Consider the following 19,576-nt stretch of genomic DNA (forward strand, 5'->3'; position numbering starts at 1 on the left):
TCGGCGCGCACTGCGCCGATGGGCCCTTGTGCCTCCGGTCCGGTGATTCCGGTGAGCTAGTTCCGGTAGCTCATGCCCCGGAATGTGCGATGGCTGCACGTGTCCGCGAACGCGTCGGACTGGCAGACCCGGATACCGCCCCGGATCGACTCGGCCGTCCCCTTGAGCGCCTTGCCGGAGTAGCCGGTCCGGCTGGCGCTGGTCACGGCCGTGTTGGTGGCGCCGTCGCCGTACCAGCCGGCGGTGCAGCCCACCGAGCCCTCACCGGCCGGGTAGCAGTAGCTCCCGTTGAAGTACCAGGCCGTGTTGGTGTAGACCCCGTTCCCGTTGTCCCGGCGATCGGTGTAGTGCGACTTGAAATACCACCTGTCGCCCGTCGAGTCGTCGAAGTACGCGGTGCCGTACGCGCTGCCCAGACGGGTATTTCCGTCCATGGCATTGATCGTTCCCCATTTCTGGAGCGCATAGGCGCCGGTCCCGGCGCCGACCAGACCCACGGTCACCGCCACCACCACAGTCATGTTCCGCAGCCATCTACCCATTGCACATTCCTCCACTCATATGAGGACATATTGAGCAAAGCACCAAGCCATGCTCACGAAGGACGCTAGATGGGTCCGAACGGCGCGTCGACAATACTCGGCAAAGTTCCACGATTCATGGAGTTTTTCGCCAGCAGTTGCCGTATCGCGTGTTAGGTTTTGCGGCACCCCAGAAGAAGTCGCAGGTGATACGCATCGTCTCCATAGCGCAGATCCGTTCGATCGTCGCGGTCGACCGGTTCGGCACCGTGACGGCGGCCGCGCAGGCCCTCGGCCTCTCCGTCTCGGCGGTCAGCAACCACCTCAACACCGTCGAGCGAAAGCTGGGGGTCACCCTGTTCAACCGGCGCGAGGGGCGCTTCGTGGCCACCCCGCACGGGTCGGCGTTCCTGCGGCTGGGCGAGTCGGCGATCAGGCTGGTCGACCAGATGCTCGACCTCGGCGCGAGTGAGGCGCATCACCGCCAGGAGGGCACGCGCGGGTGACACCGGCGGGCATCACCCGCGATCGGACCCCTCCTGCCGGGCGCGCGGTCCTGCTCGGCTTAGGCTAACGAGGTGATATTTCCTGTCCGCTCTCTCACCGCGATCGCCCTGGCAGTACTGACACTGGTAGGTACGTTCGCAGCCCTCGGCCTGCCGGGCCCCCGCGCCGGCGACGTGTCCGACGGCGGTACGCCCGTCCTGACCGCCGGTTCCCCGGTCGTGGTGGTGGGCACCGAGGGCCTGCGGTGGCAGGACATCCGGCCGGAGACCACACCCAACCTGTGGGGCCTCCTCGACGCGGGAGCGCCCGCGGGTGGCAGCACCCCGGCGGTCACGTCGACCTCCGCCTCCTGCCCGGCCGCGGGGTGGCTCAGCCTGTCCGCCGGGCGCACGACGGCCACCGGAGACTACGTCGACGACGTGTGGCAGTGCGCCGACTGGGGCGTGACCCCGGAGCAGGACGGCGCCCGCCTGGACGGCTGGGACGAGCTGGTCTCGCTGCAGAGCGGCTCGGAGTTCCGCCCTCACCCGGGCACCCTCGGGGCTGCGCTGGCGACGACCGGGGAGTGCGCGACGGCGATCGGGCCGGGGGCAGCCCTCGCGCTCGCCGGCCGTGACGGCACCGTCGACCGCTACCGGTCGGCCGATGCAGCCGAGGCGGATCCGGCCGACGCCTTCGCCTGCCCGCTCACCGTGGTGGACGCCGGCAGCGTGCCGTACCACCGCGACCCGACGGCGGACGCGACCCGGGTCCCGATCCCGGACGCGGCGACCACCGAGGGCGCCGAACGGGACGAGGCCCTCCGTGCGCTCGACCAACGGGTCGGCGACATCATCGACGCGGCCCCGGCCGACGCCTCAGTGCTCGTCGCGGACGTCGGGAACCCCGCCCCCGGGCGGCGCAGCCTGGGGTTCAGCCTCGTCCGCGAGCCCGACCAGGCAGGGGACAGCCGCGCGTACCTCACGTCGGGCGCCACGCACTGGCTCGGCGTCTTCCGGCTCCTCGACGTGCCGACCACCCTGGTGCGCACGGCCGGCGCCCCCATCCCCGCCGACTTCACCGGGGCGTCGATCGCCGTGGGCAGCGAGCGGCCGGCGTCGTCCGAGGAGACGGTCGACCAGCTCGCCTCCCTGAGCATCCGCGACCACACGCTGCGCGGCTCCAGCGGCGTGATGACAAGCATCACCACGGGGCTGTCCCTCGCGGCGCTCTGCGTCATCGTGCTCGTCCTGCCACGGTCTGGCTCGGCACCGGGCAGCGGGTCGTCGGTCGCCTGGCGGCGGGTGCTGGAGATGACGCTGCTCTGGTGCGCGGCGGCCCCCGCGGCCATCTTCATGGTCGGGGCGGTCCCGTGGTGGGAGTGGGAGGCGCACCCGTCGATCGGGCTCTGGCTGACGTGGATCGGCCTGACGACCCTGGTCGCCGGGCTCGGCGCCCTGGCGCCACGGCGCCCGGTCTGGTTCGCCCCGACGCTCGTCGCGACCTTCACGTTCGTACTCCTCACCGTGGACGCCCTGGTCGGCACGCCGCTGCACCGGGCGAGCCCGCTGGGCGCGGCGCCGACCCTGGGCGGCCGCTACTACGGCTTCGGGAACCCGACGTACTCGGTGTACGTCGTGGCCGCCGTCCTCGCCGCCGCGGGGCTCGCGACCCTCGTCACCCGCAGGTGGGGCAAGGTCGCGGGTGCGGTCACCGTGGTCCTCATCGGCGGCATCGCCACCGTCGTGGACCTGTGGCCCACCCTCGGGGCCGACGTCGGCGGCGCGCTCGTCCTGCTCCCGGTCTTCGCCATCGTCGCCCTCGCCGCCCTGGGCGCGCGGGTCACGTGGAGCCGGCTGCTCCTGACGACGGTCGTCGGCTTCGTGCTGGTGGGCGCGGTGGGCGTCCTCGACTGGATGCGCCCGGAGGAGCAGCGCACGCACCTGGGGACGTTCGTGCAGCAGGTGGTGGACGGGACCGCCGTCGAGACCCTGCTGCGCAAGGCGGGCTACGCGTTCGCGTCGCTCCTCGCCGGGCCGACGGCGTGGCTCACGCTCGTAATCCTGGTGTGGATCGCCCTGGCCCTGCACCACGGCTCCCGGGTCCGTGCGGGGTGGCTGGAGGACCTCTCCACGAAGTGGCCGCTCCTGCGCCCGGCGCTCGTCAGCCTGGTGCTCGCCGCTATCGCCGGCGGCCTCGTCAACGACTACGGCATCCGGATCGCCACGCAGATGCTGTTCGCCGCGGTACCGCTCGTCGCCCTGGGACAGCTCCGCAGCATCACCGGCTCGAGCGAGAGCTCCGCCGCCGGCACCGTGCCGAGCTCGAGCTCCGTGCCCAGCTCGAGCTCCTGACCCGACCCGGACGCCGCCCGCCCGGTCAGGGCGCGCGGACGAGCAGTGCGCCTGCCTCCACGTGCACGTCGATCTCGACCGCGCGCCCCAGCGGGTCGCCGTCCACCTGGGCCTCCTCGCCGGCCGGCACGCGGATGCGCGCGCGGCGGGCCTTGGTGTGGTCGATGCGGCCGAGCTTCTCCGGCAGCTCGTTGCGCACCCCCACCCCCTGCATGGCGATCTCGAGGGTCAGCTGGGCCCAGCCGAGCACCCCGCCGCGCACGTCGACGGCCGCGACGTCCAGCACACCGTCGTCGAGCACGGCATCGGGCAGCAGGGTGACGCCGCCGGGGAGCATGCCGCAGTTGCCCACCATGATCGAGCGGGCGCGGGCGTCCACGGGCGGGTGACCGTCGAGCTGCAGGGTGGCGCGCATGCGCCGGGCCTGCATGTGGGACAGCCCCGCGACGAAGTAGGCGACCCAGCCCACCTTCTTCTTCAGGTCGGAGTCGGCGGTCGCGACCATCGCGGCGTCGAACCCCAGGCCCGCGATGACCAGGAAGATGTGCTCGCGCTCCGTGTCGGGCTCGTGGTCGGGCTGGTTGGGGTGCTCGTCGTTGCGCGGGGTGTCCGCGAACTGCACGACCCGCAGCCAGCCCACGTCGATGGCCCGGGTGCGGCCGTTCAGGATCACGTCGAGGGCCTCGCCTACGCCGGTCAGCGGCAGCTCGAGGTTGCGCGCCAGCAGGTTGCCCGTGCCGACCGGCAGCACGCCCATCGGCTTGCCCGTGCCCACCATCGACTCGGCGACGGCACGCACGGTCCCGTCGCCGCCGGCCGCGATCACGATGTCCGCGCCGTCGGCCAGCGCCTGGCGGGCCTGGCCCTTGCCCGGGTCGTCGATCGTCGTCTCGTACCAGAGGGGCTCCGGCAGGCCGTGCGCCTCGCAGTGCGCGCGCACCAGGCCGGGCAGCGCGCCCGCGTGCAGCTTGGAGGGGTTCACGACGACGGCGACCCGGAGCGCCGCCTGCACGCTCTGCGGGACCGCCCGCCGTCCGTCCCGACGCCGCATCCAGGCCTGCTGCGACCAGGCACCGACGGCTACCGCAAGGACCAGTACGCCGATGCCGATCGCGACGATCCCGAGCCAGGCCTGCCACTCCATGGGGTCAGAGTACGGGTCCTGCCTGGGGGCCGATCAGCTGCGGACGTTCGAGCCCGCGTGCCGCACGGCGTCCACCGCGCCGCGCATCTTGCGGGCGTTCACGGCGAGCAGGACGTCGCGGTACTGGGCCGCCCGGTGGATCTGGCCCTTGAGGTCGTTGGCGGACGCCCGGTGCTTGAGGTCGCACGGCACCTCGACGGCGACGTACCCCTTGCGCAGCAGGTCGATCGTCATGCCCGTCTCGACGCCCCAGCCGCGGGCGAGCGGCGTGGCGGCCTCGAAGGCCTCACGGGTGAGGCAGCGCATGCCGGACAGCGGCTGCGACGGGCTCCAGCCCGTCATCGCCTCGATCGCCCGGCGGGACGCGCCGACGACGACGCCGCGGCCGCCCGCGCCGGCCTGCTTGGGCAGCAGGGCGATCGCGAGGTCGGCCACGCCCTCGCGGACGGGGCGCACCAGGGGCGCGGTGTTCACGGCGGTGTCGCCGAGGTCACCGTCGATGAACATGAGCAGGCGCGGGGGGCGCCCGTCGGCGTCGCGCATGGCCACCACCGCGGCGCCGGTCTCCATCGCGGCGGCCTTGCCGCGGTTGTGGGAGTGGCGCACGACGACGGCGCCGGCGGCACGCGCGACGTGCTGCGTGTCGTCCTCGGAGCCGTCGTCGACCACGAGCACGAGGTCGACGTGTGGGATCGCACGCGCAGAGCGCACGGTAGCGGCAATGCGCTCGGCCTCGTCCTTGGCGGGGATGATCGCCGCCACCCGCTGGACGTTCTTGCCTGCCTGTGCATTGCCGGGACGCGTGGTCTTCGCGACCGGGAGAGCGTTCACACCTGTCCTGCCTGAAGCGTCGATTTGCCTTGGTGGGTGTTCGGATAGCCCTTTGCTTGGTGAGTGCAAAGGTTTACCCCTGGAATCCTACTCCCTTGGTCCGCTAGTTGCCGAAACCAGGGTCGCTCGTGGCGATCCGCGGTGACTGCCCTAGCGTTCCGGGTCGCTCGCGCAGGACCGGCCGGGGCGTCCGGTCTAGCGCAGGGTGACCTGCCGAGAGACGATACCTGCTCTTGCGCGTCGCTCGTTCGCATCAAGCGGCTCCTTGATGGAAAGTGCTTTCGCGAGCTTCTCGCCCAGCTCCGTGACCGGGCCCTCCAGGTCCTCGGCCTGGGTCCCCCTCGGCAGCTCCCAGACCGGGACCACCAGGCCGGACGCGCGAAACGCTCCCACGAACCTTCCACCCGCGAGCCCTGACTCCCGCTTTGCGTGCAGCCGGGAGATCGCGTCGATCACGTCGTCCTCGGGCTCCGGACGGGCCCAGCGGAGGAACTCGCGCGACATGCTGCACCAGTAGGCCGACTCGACCGACGACACCTTGACGGTGGGGATCGCACCGTCGGCGGCGTCCTCCAGGCTCTGCTTGAGGTCCGGCGTGAGGTCGGCGCTCGGGTCGAGCCAGTAGTCGAACGTGTCGTGCACGGTGACCTCGAACGGGACGCTCAGGTCGAGCACGTCCTGCAGGCGCGGGCCCTCGCCCGGCAGCTCGACCGACTCGACGGCCGTGCCCGGCTCCAGCTCCATCGCGTCCAGCAGGGCGGCCGCGAGGTCGCGGCTCACGTCGCCCGAGCCGACGATGCCCTGCACCGCGAGCAGCAGCGTGCCGTCGGCCCGGTGCAGCGCCGTCCAGGCGCCCGGCAGGAGCGTCACGACCGTGACGTCGCGGGAGCCGTACTCGGCGGTGGTGCGAGCGGTTGCGGTCGCCGACGGGACGATCTCGCGCATCGACACCCAGTCGGTCTCCCCGGGGAGACCTTCGAAGGGCCGGAGCACGAAGTCGGAGGAGGGGTTCTTGGCCATGCGGCGAGTGTATCCGCGCGGATGGAGGCAGATCTGTCGGGCCGGTGATGTTTTCGCAGCAGTGCGGGCGGGACATGATGGAAGCGTGGAACCCTGGCTCGCCGCCCACCTGCCCGTGCTGGACCTCGCGCTCGACGCCGTCCGGTCCGTGCAGCGGGCGGCCGCGCGGGCCGGACGGCCGGCGGACGGCGGCGCCGGGCCGGCAGACCTGGCCCCGCCCGACCCCGCGCGGGTCGCGGCCGGCTTCGCGTCCGACCGGGTCCTCACGCTCGACGGGCAGCCCGTCCCCGGGTTCGCCCCGCTCTCCGGTTTTTTCCGCACGGCCGACGGCTGGGTCCGCACGCACGCGAACTACCCGCACCACCGCTCCCGCCTGACGGACCTCGTCGCCCTGCCCGACGACGTCGGCCGGGACGCCTTCGCCGAGCGCCTCGCCGGCCTCGCGGCGCACGACCTGGAGGGCCAGGCCGCCCGCGTCGGCGCGATCGTGGCGCGCGTGCGGACCGAGCAGGAGTGGCGGGAGTCGGCGCCGGGCCTCGCCGCCGCGTCCGGACCGCTGGTGCGCGTACGGGTGCGGGACGCCGGCCCGATACCGCGCGCGGTGGCGGACGGTGCCGCACCGCTGGCGGGCGTCCGCGTGCTCGACCTGACGCGGGTGATCGCGGGGCCGGTGGCCACGCGCACGCTGGCCCTGCTGGGCGCGGACGTGCTGCGGGTGGACCCGCCGGACCCCGCGGAGATCGGCTGGCAGCACCTCGACTCGGGGCAGGGCAAGCGCAGCACCGTGCTGAACCTCAAGGACGAGCACGGCCACCGCACCGCGCAGGACCTGCTCGACTCCGCGGACGTGCTCGTGACCGGCTACCGGCCGGGCGCGGTCGAGGGACTGGGCCTGCGGGTGCCGCCCGGCGTGGTCACCGGCCGGGTGTCCGCCTGGGGCGACGAGGGGCCGTGGGCGGGCCGGCGCGGGTTCGACTCGATAGTGCAGGCGGCCAGCGGCATCGCGCTGCTGGAGGGCCGGGACGGAGCCCCTGGCGCGCTGCCCGCCCAGGCGCTCGACCACGCCTCGGGGTACCTGCTCGCGGCGGGCGTCGTGGACGCGCTCGTCCTGCGGGACCACGACGGGCTCGGCCGTGACGTCTCGGTCTCGCTCGCCCGCACCGCGGCCTGGCTGCTGGACCTGCCGGGACGGGACCCGCTGCACCCGGCCGCCGCGGCGCCGTCGGGCAGCGGGCCGGCCGACGGCCCCGGGGTGACCGTGACGCACGCGGGCGTGACCGCGGCGCGGCCGGTGCTGCCGGGGTACGACGACTACCCGTACCCCGCGCACGCGTGGGGCACGGACGCGCCGGGCTGGCGCACCCGCGGGGGCCGGGGGACCTGACCGGGCCGACGACGGCGCCCGGGCCGAGGGGCCCGGGGCCTCGTCAGGCCCGGCTCGGGAAGAACCTCAGGCGCGGATGCGGCTGCGGCGGGCGACCAGGAGCGAGCCCGCGCCGCCGAGGACCAGGGCGCCGGCCGCCGCCGTCAGGGCCGTCGCCTCGGCACCGGTCGTGGCGAGGCGGACAGGCGCGTCCAGCGTGGCCTCGGTGAGCGTGGAGGCGTTCTGCTCGATGCTCTCGGCAGCGGCGCCCTCGCCGGGGACGTACGCGGTGAGCTCGGCACCGGAGGTGTCGACCGCCTCCGGCGTGCCCTCCCACTGCTGGCCCGGCGCCTGGACGGCGCTCAGCGGCTCGGCGGCGGTGGCCACCGTCGTCGTGGTCGCGGTCTCGGCAGGCTTCGCCACCTCGGCGGTCGCCGGCTTCTCGGCGGGCGCGGCGGGCTTCTCGGCCTCGACCTGCGGCTGCGCCTCGGCGGCCGCGTCGTTCGCCTCCTTGACGTACTCCCGGACGGCGTCGCGCACCTTCTCGCGGTCCTCGTGGCTCCAGCCGGCCTCGTGACCCTGCGCCTGGTTGCCCTGCGCCTGGTTGCGGCCGCCCTCGGACCCGCCACGACCGCAGTTGCCGTCGGAGCGGCCCTCGTCGGACTTGTCCTGGGACCCGTTGTACTGCGGCACGTCGTAGTTCGGCTGCGTGTAGGCGGCCGGCTGGTACGAGCGCGGCGCCTGGTCGGAGTGGCGGCCGCCCTGGTGGCCGTCGCGACCCCGGTCGTGGCCGCGGTCGTAGTCCGCGGAGCGCCCGTCGTTCCCGCCGTTCCCGCGACCCTCGTGCGCCATCGCCGGGCTGGCGATGGCGGTCGCCGCGGTGGCGAGCGCGAGCGTCGCCACGACACGGGTGGCCGTGGACCTGGCGACGGACGAGGTCTTGACTGCGGCGTGCTTCATGAGAGCTGCTCCAGCTGATCGGCTACGACGGCCCGGAACCCGGGCTGCCTCGCACGTTACCTGATCGGTAATAGCAGGAAAAAGGGGTACACCGGAAAAACCAGATGCGATGGTAACGATTCGATAACAACGGACGAAAGAATGGAACCTTCTCAAAGCGCCGAAGAACGCAAACGGGGTGGAGCGCCAAAGGCGCTCCACCCCGCATACGTCAAGGTCAAGACCGAAGAGGCTGGGGTCCTCTCGGGGGAATCAGCTCAGGAGAGACCCCCCAGCAGGCCACCGGTGAGGCCGCTCACGGCACCCCCGGTCAGGCCGTCCACGGCGCCGGTCACGCCACCCACGGTGCTCTTCACGGCACCGCCGGCGACACCCTCGACGGTGTCGGTCACGGTCTTCACGGCGGGCTTGGCCACGCCGTCCACCACCACGTCCTTCACGACGGGCTTGGCGACACCGTCCACGACGACATCCTTGACGATCGGCTTGGCCACGCCGTCCACGACGGTGTCCTTGACGACCGGCGTCACGACGTCCTCGACGACGTTGCCCTTGACGACGTCACCGACGACCCCGCCGAGCACGACGTCCCCGACGACGGGCTTGGCGACGCCGTCGACGACACCCGGCACCACGTCGCGGGTCACGGTGCCCACGGCACCCGGGACCACGGAGCCGGTCACGTTGCCGACGGTCGAGGTGACACCCGGCACGACGCTGCCCTGGACGGTGCCCACGGCACCCGGCACGACCTCGGTCACGGCCGGCTTGACGACGCCGTCCACGGCGACGTCGCCCACGACCGTCTCGACCGCACCGGCGGCCGGGGTGGTGACCTTGGCGACGAGACCCGGGACGCTCGCGACGACGCCGGGGACGTTCGAGACGACGCTGTTCACGACGCCGCCCACGCCGCCGAGCACGCCCGGCAGGTTGGCGGTGAGGCCGGCGACCGGAGCGGTCACGCCGCCCAGCACGTTCGGCACGTTGCGGATCACGTCGGCCACGGTGGCCGGCACGCCGTCCACGGTGCCGCCCGCGACGCCCGCCACGGTGCCCGTGGCACCGGACACGACGTCGCCCGCGGCCACGCCGCCCACGACACCGTTCACGACGTCGCCCTGCAGCGCGCCACCGGCGACGCCGTGCACGACGCCGGTCGCGTTGCCGACCACGCCGGTCGCGGTGCCGACGACACCGGTCGCGGTGCCGACCACGCCGCCGCCGAGCACGTTCGCCAGCGCCGCCTTGGCGGTGCCGGTCACGCCGGAGACGGCCGAGCCGCCGGTCACGCCGGAGAGGACACCGGAGACGACCTGGGGTGCCGCGCCCTGGAGGGCGCCGGACACGTACTGGGCCGGCTCGTAGTTGGGCGCGAGGGCCGTGGTGGGGGCGATCGAGGCGGGCAGCTCTGCCTTCTTCACCACGTCCGTGACGACGTCGGTCGCCGGCAGCGAGCCGGTCAGCTCGCTGAGGTCGATCGAGGTCGACGACAGGGCCGGGACGGTCGACTTCAGGCCCTCGGCGGTGGTGCCGAGGCCCCCGAGGGAGTCCAGCGGCGAGGCCTCGGCGGCCATGGCCGGCGCGGCCATGCTCGTGGCCGCGGTTGCGATGGCGACGGTCGCGATGGTCCGCGCGCCCGCCGATGCGGTCTTCTTCTTGTGTGCTGCGTGCTTCAAAAGGTGCTCCAGCATCTCGATGCGCAAATGCGCGTTCGGTCCTTGAGCCACCGAACCTAGTGCGGACCACCGGGTGAATAAAATCACCCAGATCACGATTCGATAACGAAGACAGCTTTGGACCCGAGATACCAGTCCGCCCGGCTTATCCGGACAATTATCACCGGTTGATTATCGGCGTGTGGGGTGGTCGGCGTCTCGCTGGGCGGACGCCTCCAGGGTCAGGGCCTCGGCGCCCTGGACCAGCGCGGCCTCCGCGGCACGTGCCTCGGCGGTGGCCCGCGCGCGGACGGCGACGATCTGGTCGTGCAGCTCGGCGTGCGCCCGCTTGCGCACGTCGCGGGCGATCACGTCGACGTCGGACTCCTCGGGGGCGGGCTCGCCGCGCAGCGCGAGCTCGTCGGTCAGCCGGGCGACGGCGGCGTCGATCTCGGCCACCACCCGCACCTCCGCCTCGTCCAGCAGGGTGACGACGGCGGCGTCGGCCTCGCGGCCCAGGCGCGTCTCCTCGAAGCGCCGGGCGGCGGTGTCCACGATGTCCTGCGCGTGCGCGACGACGTCCCGCGCGACCGCGGGCGCGTGCGCCTTCAGGGTGGCGAGGTCGTAGAGCAGCACGCCCTCGACGTCGGCCACGCGCGGGTCGACGTCGCGGTGCAGGGCGAGGTCCAGGATCACGAGCGGGCGGGGCTCCGGCTCGTCGCCGGCGCGCTCCGCGGCCCGCTCCCGGGCGCGCACCACCGCGGCGGCGTCGAGCACGTGGCCCAGGCTCGCCTCGGGGCCGCCGTCGCCCGACAGTCCCTGCGGCAGCGTCGTCTGGCCGCCGAAGTTCCCGGCCACCATGGCGCCGAGCTGCTCCTCGTCGGACTCCGCGCGCGCCGCGAGCGCCCGCCCGCGGGCGCCGCTGCAGCTCACCACGATGTCGGCGTCGGCGAGGGCCTCGACGAGGGAGTCGACCGGCCGCACGCCGTGCGACTCGGCGAAGGTCGCGGCCCGGCCGGACTGGGAGAAGACGCCGATGTCCGCGCAGCCGCGGGCCCGCAGGGCCGCGACCGAGGCACCCGCGTACGAGCCGGTGCCGATCAGCACGGCGCGCGCGCCGTCCCACGGCGGCAGCTCGGTCTCGGCGAGGTCCAGCGCGAGGGCGACGACGGAGCGGCCTGCCGCACCGAGCTCCGTCTCGGTGCCGACGCGCTTGGAGGTGCGCGACGCCGTCTGGAACAGGAGCTCGAGGGTCTTGGAGGTGGTCTCCTGCTCGCGGGCGATGGCCAGCGAGCGCTTCACCTGGCCGGCGATCTCGCGCTCGCCCACGACCATCGCGTCCAGGCCCGACGCCACGGCGAACAGGTGCTCGGTGACCTCCGGGCCGGTGCGGACGGTGAAGCTGCGCGCGGCGACGTCGCCGGTCACGCCCGACGCGTGGGCCACGAGCTGCGCCACGTGGCGCGTCGCGTGCCGCACGCTGTCGCCGCTGAGCGGCGCGTCGACGTCGAGGTAGAGCTCGAAGCGGTTGCACGTGGAGATGACCACGGCGCCGGCGACGGGACCGCACGTGCCCACGACGACACGGCCCACTGACGACGAACCCGTGGACAGGCGCTCCAGCGCGTCGAGGTCGAGCTCGCGGTGGCTGGCGGTGAGGGAGAGGAGAACCACAGTGCTCCAACTTTATGCACCACGGCCGGGCAGGGCAGAATCGTGAAGCGTGAAGTCCACCACGATCGCCCCTGCCCACCCGCTCGCCGACGGGCGGACCACCGCCGCACCTCTCGTGCAGGCGCTCCGGGGTGAACGTCCTGGTCGCACGCCCGTCTGGTTCATGCGGCAGGCCGGCCGCTCCCTGCCCGAGTACCGCGAGGTGCGCCGGGGCACCGGGATGCTGGAGGCCTGCCTGCGGCCCGAGCTCGCGGCCGAGATCACACTCCAGCCCGTCCGCCGGCACGGCGTCGACGCCGCCGTCTTCTTCTCGGACATCGTGGTGCCGCTCAAGCTGGCCGGGGTGGGCGTGGACATCACGGCGGGCGTGGGCCCGGTCATGGACCAGCCCTACCGCACGGCCGAGGACGTCGCCCGGCTCACCTCCCGCACGCTGGACGACGCCGCCCTGGAGCCCATCAGGGCGGCCGTCGCCCTGACCGTCGCGGAGCTCGGGTCGACGCCGCTCCTCGGGTTCGGCGGCGCGCCGTTCACGCTGGCGGCCTACCTCGTGGAGGGCCGCCCGTCGCGTGACCACCTCGCCGCGCGCACCCTGATGCACGCCGACCCCGAGACGTGGGACGCGCTCGTGACGTGGACCGCCGATCTCACCGGGTCGTTCCTCCGGGCGCAGGTCGAGGCGGGCGCCAGCGCCGTCCAGCTGTTCGACTCCTGGGCCGGCTCGCTGTCCCTGGCGGACTACACGTCGCGGGTCGCCGCGTCGTCCACGCGGGCGCTGTCGTACGTCGCCGACGCCGGCGTGCCCGCCATCCACTTCGGCACCGGCACCGGGCACCTGCTGCCCGCGATGCGCAAGGTCCTGGCCGACGCGGGCCTGACCGACCACGCCGTGGGCATCGACTACCGGACCCCGCTCGACGAGGCCGCGGCGCTGCTGCCCGGCGTCCCGCTGCAGGGGAACATCGACCCCGCGCTCCTGGCCGCCCCGTGGGAAGTGCTGGAGGCGCACGTGCGCGACGTCGTCTCACGCGGGCTCAAGGCGCCCGGGCACGTGGTGAACCTGGGTCACGGCGTGCCGCCGGACACGGACCCGACGGTGCTGACCCGCGTGGTCGAGCTGGTCCACTCGTTGTGACCTCCTCGGGCGCGGCGGGGGACGGCGGTGCCGAGACGGGTCGCGCCGGGGAGGCGAGCCGCGCCGTCGAGGTGGCCGACGCCGTCGTCGTCGGGGCCGGGATCGGCGGGCTGGTCGCCGCGCACACGCTCGCGGAACGCGGGCTGCGCGTCGTCGTGCTGGAGGCGGCCGACCGGGCGGGCGGGCCGATCCGGGGCGGGTCGTTCGGATCGCTGCCCGACGTGCCCCTGGACCTCGGGGCCGAGTCGTTCGCGGTGCGGGGCGGGGCCGTGGAGCGGCTCGTCGCCGGGCTCGGACTGACCGTCGAGGCTCCCGCCGGCCTCTCCGCCTGGGGTTACGCCGCCGGGCGCGCCTTCCCGCTGCCGGCCGCCGGCGTCCTGGGCATCCCCTCGCGGCCGTGGGCCGCCGACGTGCGCCGCGCGATCGGCTGGCCGGGCGTGCTGCGGGCGTCGCTCGACCGGGTGCTGCCGGCGCGGCTCGTCGACCCGACCGACCTCGGGGCCCTCACGCGGTCGCGGCTCGGCTCGCGGGTCGCGGACCGGCTGGTCACGCCGGTCGCGGCCGGCGTGCACTCGGCGCCGCTCGACCGGCTGGACGTCGCCGCCGTCGCCCCCGGGCTGCTGGACGCCTACGAGCGGACCGGGTCCTTGTCGCGGGCCGTCGCGTCGCTGCGGGCCGCGGCGCCGCCCGGGTCGGCGGTGCGCGGGATCGACGGCGGGGTCCACGCGCTGGTCGACACCCTGGTGGAGCGGCTGGACGTGCGGTTCGGCGCCCGGGTGACGGGCCTGGAACGAGTCGACGGCGGAGCCGGGACGGGTGCTGGCGCTGCGGACGCCGCCGGCGGGGGCACCGCGGCTGCGGCCGGCGGGGGCACTGCGGCCAACACCGGCGCGGGCGCCGCGGCCAACACCGGCGGGAGCGCCGGGGCTGCGGCCGGCGGTGGTGCTGCGGCTGAGGCCGGCGGCGGCGCCGCGGCTGCGGCAGGCGGTGGTGCTGCGGCTACGGCCGGGCCGGCCTGGCTGGTCCGCACGGCCGACGGCGGCGCGCTGCGCACGCCCCGCGTGGTCCTGGCGACCCGCCCGGAGTTCGCCCTGGTCCTGGGGCCTGACTTTGAGATCGGTCGGTCGCATCGAGACCGGTCGGTTGACGGACCGGTCTCAGTGCAACCGACCGAAGTCGATGCCGACGCCAACGCCGCCGCCACCGACGCCAACGCCGCCGGGCAGCAGTCCGCGCTGGAGCCGCCCGCGCGGCCCGAGCGGGGGGCCGACATCCGGCTCGTCACCCTGTTGCTGGACGCGCCCGCGCTCGACGCGGCGCCGCGCGGTTCGGGGATGCTCGTCGCCCCCGGCACCGCGCCGGGCGCCGTCCGCGCCAAGGCGCTGACCCATGCGACCGCGAAGTGGCCGTGGCTCGCCCGCCGGGTGCGCGACGCCGTCGGGCCGGGGACGCACGTGGTGCGCCTCAGCTACGGGCGCCTGGGCGAGCCGACGCCGGAGCCCACCACGCAGGAGGCCGCTCGCGACGCGTCGGCGTTGCTCGGCGTCGACCTGACCGGGCGCGTGCGGGACAGCCTGCACCAGCGCTGGGACGGGGCGCTGCCCCCGCCGACGCCGGCCTACCGGGCCGCCGTCCGGCAGTTCGAGGACGTCGTCCTGGCCGAGCCCGGCCTCGACGTCACGGGCGGCTGGATCGCCGGGACGGGGCTGGCGGCGATCGTCGCGCACGCGGGCCGCACGGCCGAACGGCTGGGCGAGAAGGGCTGATCAGGCGGGCCGGACGGCGCGTTCCGGCACAAGGTTCTGACAGCACGCCACCAACCATGTGAAATCCGTCCATCGGGCACCTTCTGGTTTCCTCCCGACGGGGGTTCGGGTGGAGACTGGGTTGGTGACCCCGACCCCCCTGTCCGTCAGCACCTCAGGAAGCACCCCGGCCGACGCCACGCCGATCCGCCTGGGTACCCGCGCGAGCGCCCTCGCCACGACCCAGAGCGGTCTGGTGGCCAGGCGCCTGGAGGAGCTGACCGGCCGGCCGGTCGAGCTGGTGCACATCCGGACCGAGGGCGACGTGAAGACCGGGAGCCTCGTGAGCCTGGGCGGCACCGGCGTCTTCGTGACCGCGCTGCGCGAGGCGCTGCTGGACGGCCGCTGCGACGTCGCCGTCCACTCGCTCAAGGACCTGCCGACCACCCCCGCGGACGGCCTCACCTTCGTGACGCCCGAGCGCGAGGACCCGCGCGACGCCCTGTGCGCACGCGACGGCCTGACCCTCGCGACGCTGCCGCACGGTGGGCGCGTGGGCACCGGCTCGCCGCGACGCGCCGCGCAGATCCGCGCCGCCCGGCCGGACCTCGACGTCGTGGACATCCGCGGCAACGTGGGCACCCGGCTCAACCGCGCGCTCGGCCCCGAGGCCGACCTCGACGCCGTGGTCCTCGCGTACGCCGGGCTCTCGCGCCTGGGCCGCACCGAGGTGATCAGCGAGGTGCTCGACGTCGACGTCGTCTCCCCCGCCCCCGGGCAGGGCGCGCTCGCCGTGGAGGTGCGCACCGCCGACATCGTGTCCGACGCCGGTGCCCCGCCCGTGGCACCCGACCTCGCCGAGGCGATCCACCTGCTCGACCACCGGCCGACCCGCCTCGCGGTGCTCGCCGAGCGGTCCGTGCTGGCCCGTCTGGAGGCCGGCTGCGCGGCCCCCGTCGGCGCGCACGCCACAGTGACCGGCTCGGTGCTGCGCCTGCGGTCCGTCGTGGCCGCCGTGGACGGCTCGGAGCAGATGTCGCGCACCGGCGAGACGCCGCTGTCCCCGGACGTCGCACCCGAGGCCCTCGACGCCGCCGCCCGGACCCTGGGCGTCGCCGTCGCCGAGAACCTGCTGGCCGACGGCGCCGAGCGACTCGCGCCCCTGAGCGCGACCGTGCCGGAGAAGGCGTGACCGAGCCGGTCCACCCTACGGCCGGACCCTCGGGAACGGCCGGCCCCGCCGATCTGGCCCGGCGGCCCGTCGTGCTGGTCGCGCGCGCACCGGAGCGAGCCGCGGGGCTCGTCGCGCTGCTGCGGGAGCGCGGGCTCGACCCGGTCGCGGCCCCGGTGATCGAACGCGCACCGGTCGAGGACCCGGCGGAACTCGACGCCGCCCGCGAGCGCCTGGCCGGCGGCGCGTACGACTGGGTAGCGATCACCAGCGTGAACGCCGTGGACGCCCTGCTCGGGCCGGCGCCGGACGGTGCAGCCGCCGGCGGCCCCGACGGGCCGGGGGAAGACACCACGTCTTCGGGGTCGTTTGCCGGGAGTAGACAACGTCTACCCAGCGCAACACACCTCGGAGTACACGACGCTCCCCCGGGCGCCACGCCCGACGCTCCCGGCACACCCGCGACCGGGTGGGTGCGGTGGGCCGCCGTCGGCCCCGCGACGCAGCAGGCGCTGGCCGCGCACGGCCTCGCGATCGACCTCGTGCCGCGGACCGCGACCGGCGCCGGGCTCGCCGAGGCGTTCCCGGAAGCCCCGGGCGACCCGAGCCCGGCCGACGCCCACCCCGCGGCCGGCGCCGCTCGCGCGCACCGGGTGCTGCTCCCGCTCGGCGACCTCGCGGCCGACACCGTCCGCGCAGGTCTGGTGGCCAAGGGCTGGGCCGTCGACGTGGTGACGGCCTACCGCACGGTCGCGCACGAGCTCCCGCCCGAGCTGCGCAGGCGGTACGACGTCGTCGTGGTCGCCTCCGGGTCGGCCGCCCGCCAGGTCGCGACCCAGCTCGGCCCGCAGCGGGTGGTCGCGATCGGGGAGCCGTCGGCCGGCACGGCACGAGCCGTCGGGCACACGGTGCTCGCCGTGGCCGACGCCCCCACGGACGCGGCCCTGGCCGACGCCGTGACCCAAGCCCTCGTCGGAACCTGACCTGTCAGACGTACAGGTCACCCCGGTGACCTGTACGTCTGACACCACCATGAGAAAGAAGGACACCGTGAGCACCACCGGGATCGTGTACCGGCCGCGTCGTCTGCGCGCCACGCCGGGCATGCGCCGCCTGGTCGCCGAGACCCGCCTGCACCCCGCCGACCTGGTGCTGCCCCTCTTCGTCAAGGAGGGCCTGACCGAGCCGGTGCCACTGGCGAGCATGCCCGGGCAGGTGCAGCACACCGAGGAGTCGCTGGTCGAGGCCGTGCGGGCCGCGCGCGACGCGGGGCTGGGCGGCGTCATGCTGTTCGGCATCCCCTCGGTCAAGGACGCGAACGGCTCGCAGGCCGACGCCGCCGACGGCATCCTGCAGCGGGCCCTGCGCGCCTCGCGCGCGGCGCTGGACGAGGGGCTCGCCCCCGGTGCCGCCACCCCGGTGCTGATGGCTGACACCTGCCTGGACGAGTTCACCGACCACGGCCACTGCGGCGTCCTGACGTCCACAGGGGCTGTGGACAACGACGCGACGCTGCTCCGCTACGCCTCCATGGCCGTGGCGCAGGCCAAGGCCGGCGCCGACGTGATCTCGCCGTCGGGCATGATGGACGGCCAGGTCGCGACGATCCGGGACGCGCTGGACGACGCGGGCCTCGCCGACACGAGCATCCTGGCCTACAGCGCCAAGTACGCGAGCGCGTACTACGGCCCGTTCCGCGAGGCCGTGGACTCGGAGCTGCAGGGCGACCGCAAGACCTACCAGATGGACCCCGCGAACGGCCGCGAGGGCCTGCGCGAGGCCGACCTGGACCTCGCCGAGGGCGCCGACCTCGTGATGGTGAAGCCGGCCGGGTCGTACCTGGACGTGCTGCGCGCCGTCGCCGACCGGAGCGACGTGCCGGTGGCGGCGTACCAGGTCTCGGGCGAGTACGCGATGATCGAGGCGGCCGGCGCGAACGGCTGGATCGACCGCGACCGCGCCGTCCTGGAGTCGGTCACGAGCATCAAGCGGGCGGGCGCCGACGTCATCCTCACCTACTGGGCCCTCGAGATCGCGGAGTGGATCAAGTGACCGAAGAGACCCGAGACACCGTCGAGGCCCAGGCGCTGCGCCGGGCGCCCGAGGCCAACCACGCGGCGTTCCTGCGCGCGCAGGACGCGATCCCCGGCGGCGTGAACTCGCCGGTCCGGGCCTACCGCAGCGTGGGCGGCGACCCGCGGTTCCTCGCCTCGGCCAGCGGCCCGTACGTCACCGACGTCGCGGGGCGCGAGTACGTGGACCTGGTGTGCTCGTGGGGTCCCGCGCTGCTGGGGCACGCACACCCCGAGGTCGTCGCCGCCGTGCAGGACGCCGCCGCGCGCGGCCTGTCGTTCGGCGCCCCGACCGTGGCCGAGGTGGAGCTCGCGGAGGAGGTGCGCCGCCGCGTCCCCGCGGCCGAGCGCGTGCGCCTGGTCTCCACGGGCACCGAGGCGACGATGACGGCGATCCGCCTGGCCCGCGGGGTCACGGGCCGCCCGCTCGTCATCAAGTTCGCGGGCTGCTACCACGGGCACATGGACGCGCTGCTGGCCGAGGCCGGATCCGGCGTCGCGACGCTCGCCCTGCCGGGCTCGGCGGGCGTGACCGAGGCGACCGCCGCCGAGACGCTGGTGCTCCCCTACAACGACCTCGCGGCCGTCGAGGCGGCGTTCGCGCAGCGCGGCTCGGAGATCGCGGCCGTCATCACCGAGGCGTCGCCCGCGAACATGGGCGTGGTGCCGCCGGTCGAGGGCTTCAACGAGGGCCTGCGCCGCATCACGTCGGCGCACGGCGCGCTGTTCATCATGGACGAGGTGCTCACCGGGTTCCGGGTGGGTCCCGCCGGCTGGTGGGGCGTCGAGAACGACGCGATCCGGGCCGCCGGGGGCGAGGGCTACACGCCCGACCTGTTCACGTTCGGCAAGGTCATCGGCGGCGGCATGCCCGTCGCCGCGCTGGGCGGCCCGGCGTCGGTCATGGACCACCTGGCGCCGCTCGGGCCCGTCTACCAGGCGGGCACGCTGTCCGGTAACCCCGTGGCGGTCGCCTCGGGCCTGACGACCCTGCGGCTGGCCGACGCCGCGGTGTACGCCCACGTCGACGAGGTCTCGCGCGTGCTGTCGGACGCCGTGGGCGCGGCGCTGGCCACCGAGGGCGTGGAGCACCGCGTGCAGCGCGCGGGCTCGCTGTTCTCGGTGTTCTTCGGGCCGCTGGCCGCGGCGTCGGGCGTGCGGGACTACGCGCAGGCCCAGGCGCAGGAGACGTTCCGGTACACGGCCCTGTTCCACGCGATGCTGGCGGCCGGGGTCAACCTGCCGCCGTCGGTGTTCGAGGCCTGGTTCGTCTCCGCGGCGCACGACGACGACGCCGTCAACCGGATCCTGGACGCGCTCCCGGCGGCCGCGCGGGCCGCTGCGGCGGCCGCTCCGCGCTAGCCCAGGCCCCCGCCGCTGGTCGAGCCTGTCGAGACCCCCGCCGCTGGTCGAGCTTGTCGAGACCCGGGTCTCGACAAGCT

16 protein-coding genes are annotated in these 19,576 nt (G+C 74.6%); 9 read left to right on the plus strand and 7 right to left on the minus strand.

Going from position 1 to position 19,576, the window contains the following annotated elements; genetic code table 11:
* Positions 1-56: 56 nt before the first annotated feature.
* The gene (locus tag ACFU5G_RS21035) at positions 57-542 is read right to left on the minus strand and encodes a hypothetical protein (protein WP_377249241.1); all 486 of its coding nucleotides are present in this window, start codon (positions 540-542) and stop codon (positions 57-59) included.
* Positions 543-727: 185 nt separating this feature from the next.
* Here ACFU5G_RS21035 and ACFU5G_RS21040 point away from each other — a divergent pair, with 185 nt between their 5' ends.
* Positions 728-1,027 (plus strand): LysR family transcriptional regulator, encoded by a 300-nt coding sequence (locus ACFU5G_RS21040; RefSeq protein WP_377249243.1) that lies wholly within the window; start codon positions 728-730, stop codon positions 1,025-1,027.
* A gap of 72 nt (positions 1,028-1,099) precedes the next feature.
* Positions 1,100-3,361, plus strand: coding sequence for a hypothetical protein (locus tag ACFU5G_RS21045; RefSeq protein WP_377249245.1), 2,262 nt, complete (start codon positions 1,100-1,102; stop codon positions 3,359-3,361).
* A gap of 25 nt (positions 3,362-3,386) precedes the next feature.
* Here the strand turns inward: ACFU5G_RS21045 and ACFU5G_RS21050 are convergent, their stop codons facing one another.
* From ACFU5G_RS21050 to ACFU5G_RS21060, 3 genes are all read right to left on the minus strand, one after another.
* A complete protein-coding gene (locus ACFU5G_RS21050) occupies positions 3,387-4,505 on the minus strand; it encodes a diacylglycerol/lipid kinase family protein (protein ID WP_377249247.1) in 1,119 nt (372 codons plus the stop codon).
* A gap of 33 nt (positions 4,506-4,538) precedes the next feature.
* Positions 4,539-5,336 (minus strand): glycosyltransferase, encoded by a 798-nt coding sequence (locus tag ACFU5G_RS21055; protein ID WP_142032120.1) that lies wholly within the window; start codon positions 5,334-5,336, stop codon positions 4,539-4,541.
* 195 nt (positions 5,337-5,531) lie between these two features.
* Entirely contained in the window at positions 5,532-6,356 is an 825-nt protein-coding gene (locus ACFU5G_RS21060) for a DUF5926 family protein (protein WP_377249249.1), read from the minus strand.
* Between the two features lie 85 nt (positions 6,357-6,441).
* Between ACFU5G_RS21060 and ACFU5G_RS21065 the strand changes: the two genes are divergently transcribed.
* Positions 6,442-7,740: a CoA transferase gene (locus tag ACFU5G_RS21065; RefSeq protein ID WP_377249251.1), complete on the plus strand. Its 1,299-nt coding sequence runs from the start codon at positions 6,442-6,444 to the stop codon at positions 7,738-7,740.
* A 66-nt stretch (positions 7,741-7,806) separates the two neighbouring features.
* On the opposite strand, the gene ACFU5G_RS21070 is transcribed toward ACFU5G_RS21065, so the two are convergent.
* From ACFU5G_RS21070 to ACFU5G_RS21080, 3 genes are all read right to left on the minus strand, one after another.
* Positions 7,807-8,679, minus strand: a complete 873-nt coding sequence (locus ACFU5G_RS21070; protein WP_377249253.1) for a hypothetical protein — start codon at positions 8,677-8,679, stop codon at positions 7,807-7,809.
* A gap of 257 nt (positions 8,680-8,936) precedes the next feature.
* Positions 8,937-10,358 (minus strand): hypothetical protein, encoded by a 1,422-nt coding sequence (locus ACFU5G_RS21075; RefSeq protein WP_377249255.1) that lies wholly within the window; start codon positions 10,356-10,358, stop codon positions 8,937-8,939.
* 171 nt (positions 10,359-10,529) lie between these two features.
* Entirely contained in the window at positions 10,530-12,011 is a 1,482-nt protein-coding gene (locus tag ACFU5G_RS21080; RefSeq protein ID WP_377249257.1) for a glutamyl-tRNA reductase, read from the minus strand.
* A gap of 49 nt (positions 12,012-12,060) precedes the next feature.
* Between ACFU5G_RS21080 and hemE the strand changes: the two genes are divergently transcribed.
* The 6 genes from hemE to hemL all read left to right on the plus strand — a co-directional run bounded on the left by hemE (position 12,061) and on the right by hemL (position 19,496).
* On the plus strand, positions 12,061-13,146 hold the full coding sequence (hemE, locus tag ACFU5G_RS21085; protein ID WP_377249259.1) for a uroporphyrinogen decarboxylase: 1,086 nt from the start codon (positions 12,061-12,063) through the stop codon (positions 13,144-13,146).
* Complete coding sequence (locus ACFU5G_RS21090; protein ID WP_377249261.1) at positions 13,143-14,912, plus strand: protoporphyrinogen/coproporphyrinogen oxidase; 1,770 nt, start codon at positions 13,143-13,145, stop codon at positions 14,910-14,912. Before hemE ends, ACFU5G_RS21090 begins: the two co-directional genes overlap by 4 nt.
* A 124-nt stretch (positions 14,913-15,036) precedes the next feature.
* The gene (hemC, locus tag ACFU5G_RS21095; RefSeq protein WP_377249263.1) at positions 15,037-16,083 is read left to right on the plus strand and encodes a hydroxymethylbilane synthase; all 1,047 of its coding nucleotides are present in this window, start codon (positions 15,037-15,039) and stop codon (positions 16,081-16,083) included.
* Entirely contained in the window at positions 16,080-17,045 is a 966-nt protein-coding gene (locus ACFU5G_RS21100) for a uroporphyrinogen-III synthase (RefSeq protein ID WP_377249265.1), read from the plus strand. The genes hemC and ACFU5G_RS21100 overlap by 4 nt, the downstream gene beginning before the upstream one ends.
* A 121-nt stretch (positions 17,046-17,166) precedes the next feature.
* Positions 17,167-18,114, plus strand: a complete 948-nt coding sequence (gene hemB / locus ACFU5G_RS21105; RefSeq protein ID WP_377249269.1) for a porphobilinogen synthase — start codon at positions 17,167-17,169, stop codon at positions 18,112-18,114.
* On the plus strand, positions 18,111-19,496 hold the full coding sequence (gene hemL / locus ACFU5G_RS21110) for a glutamate-1-semialdehyde 2,1-aminomutase (RefSeq protein WP_377249267.1): 1,386 nt from the start codon (positions 18,111-18,113) through the stop codon (positions 19,494-19,496). Before hemB ends, hemL begins: the two co-directional genes overlap by 4 nt.
* Positions 19,497-19,576 lie beyond the last annotated feature (80 nt).

It is taken from the genome of Promicromonospora sp. NPDC057488 (assembly GCF_042802395.1).
Classification (GTDB): domain Bacteria; phylum Actinomycetota; class Actinomycetes; order Actinomycetales; family Cellulomonadaceae; genus Promicromonospora.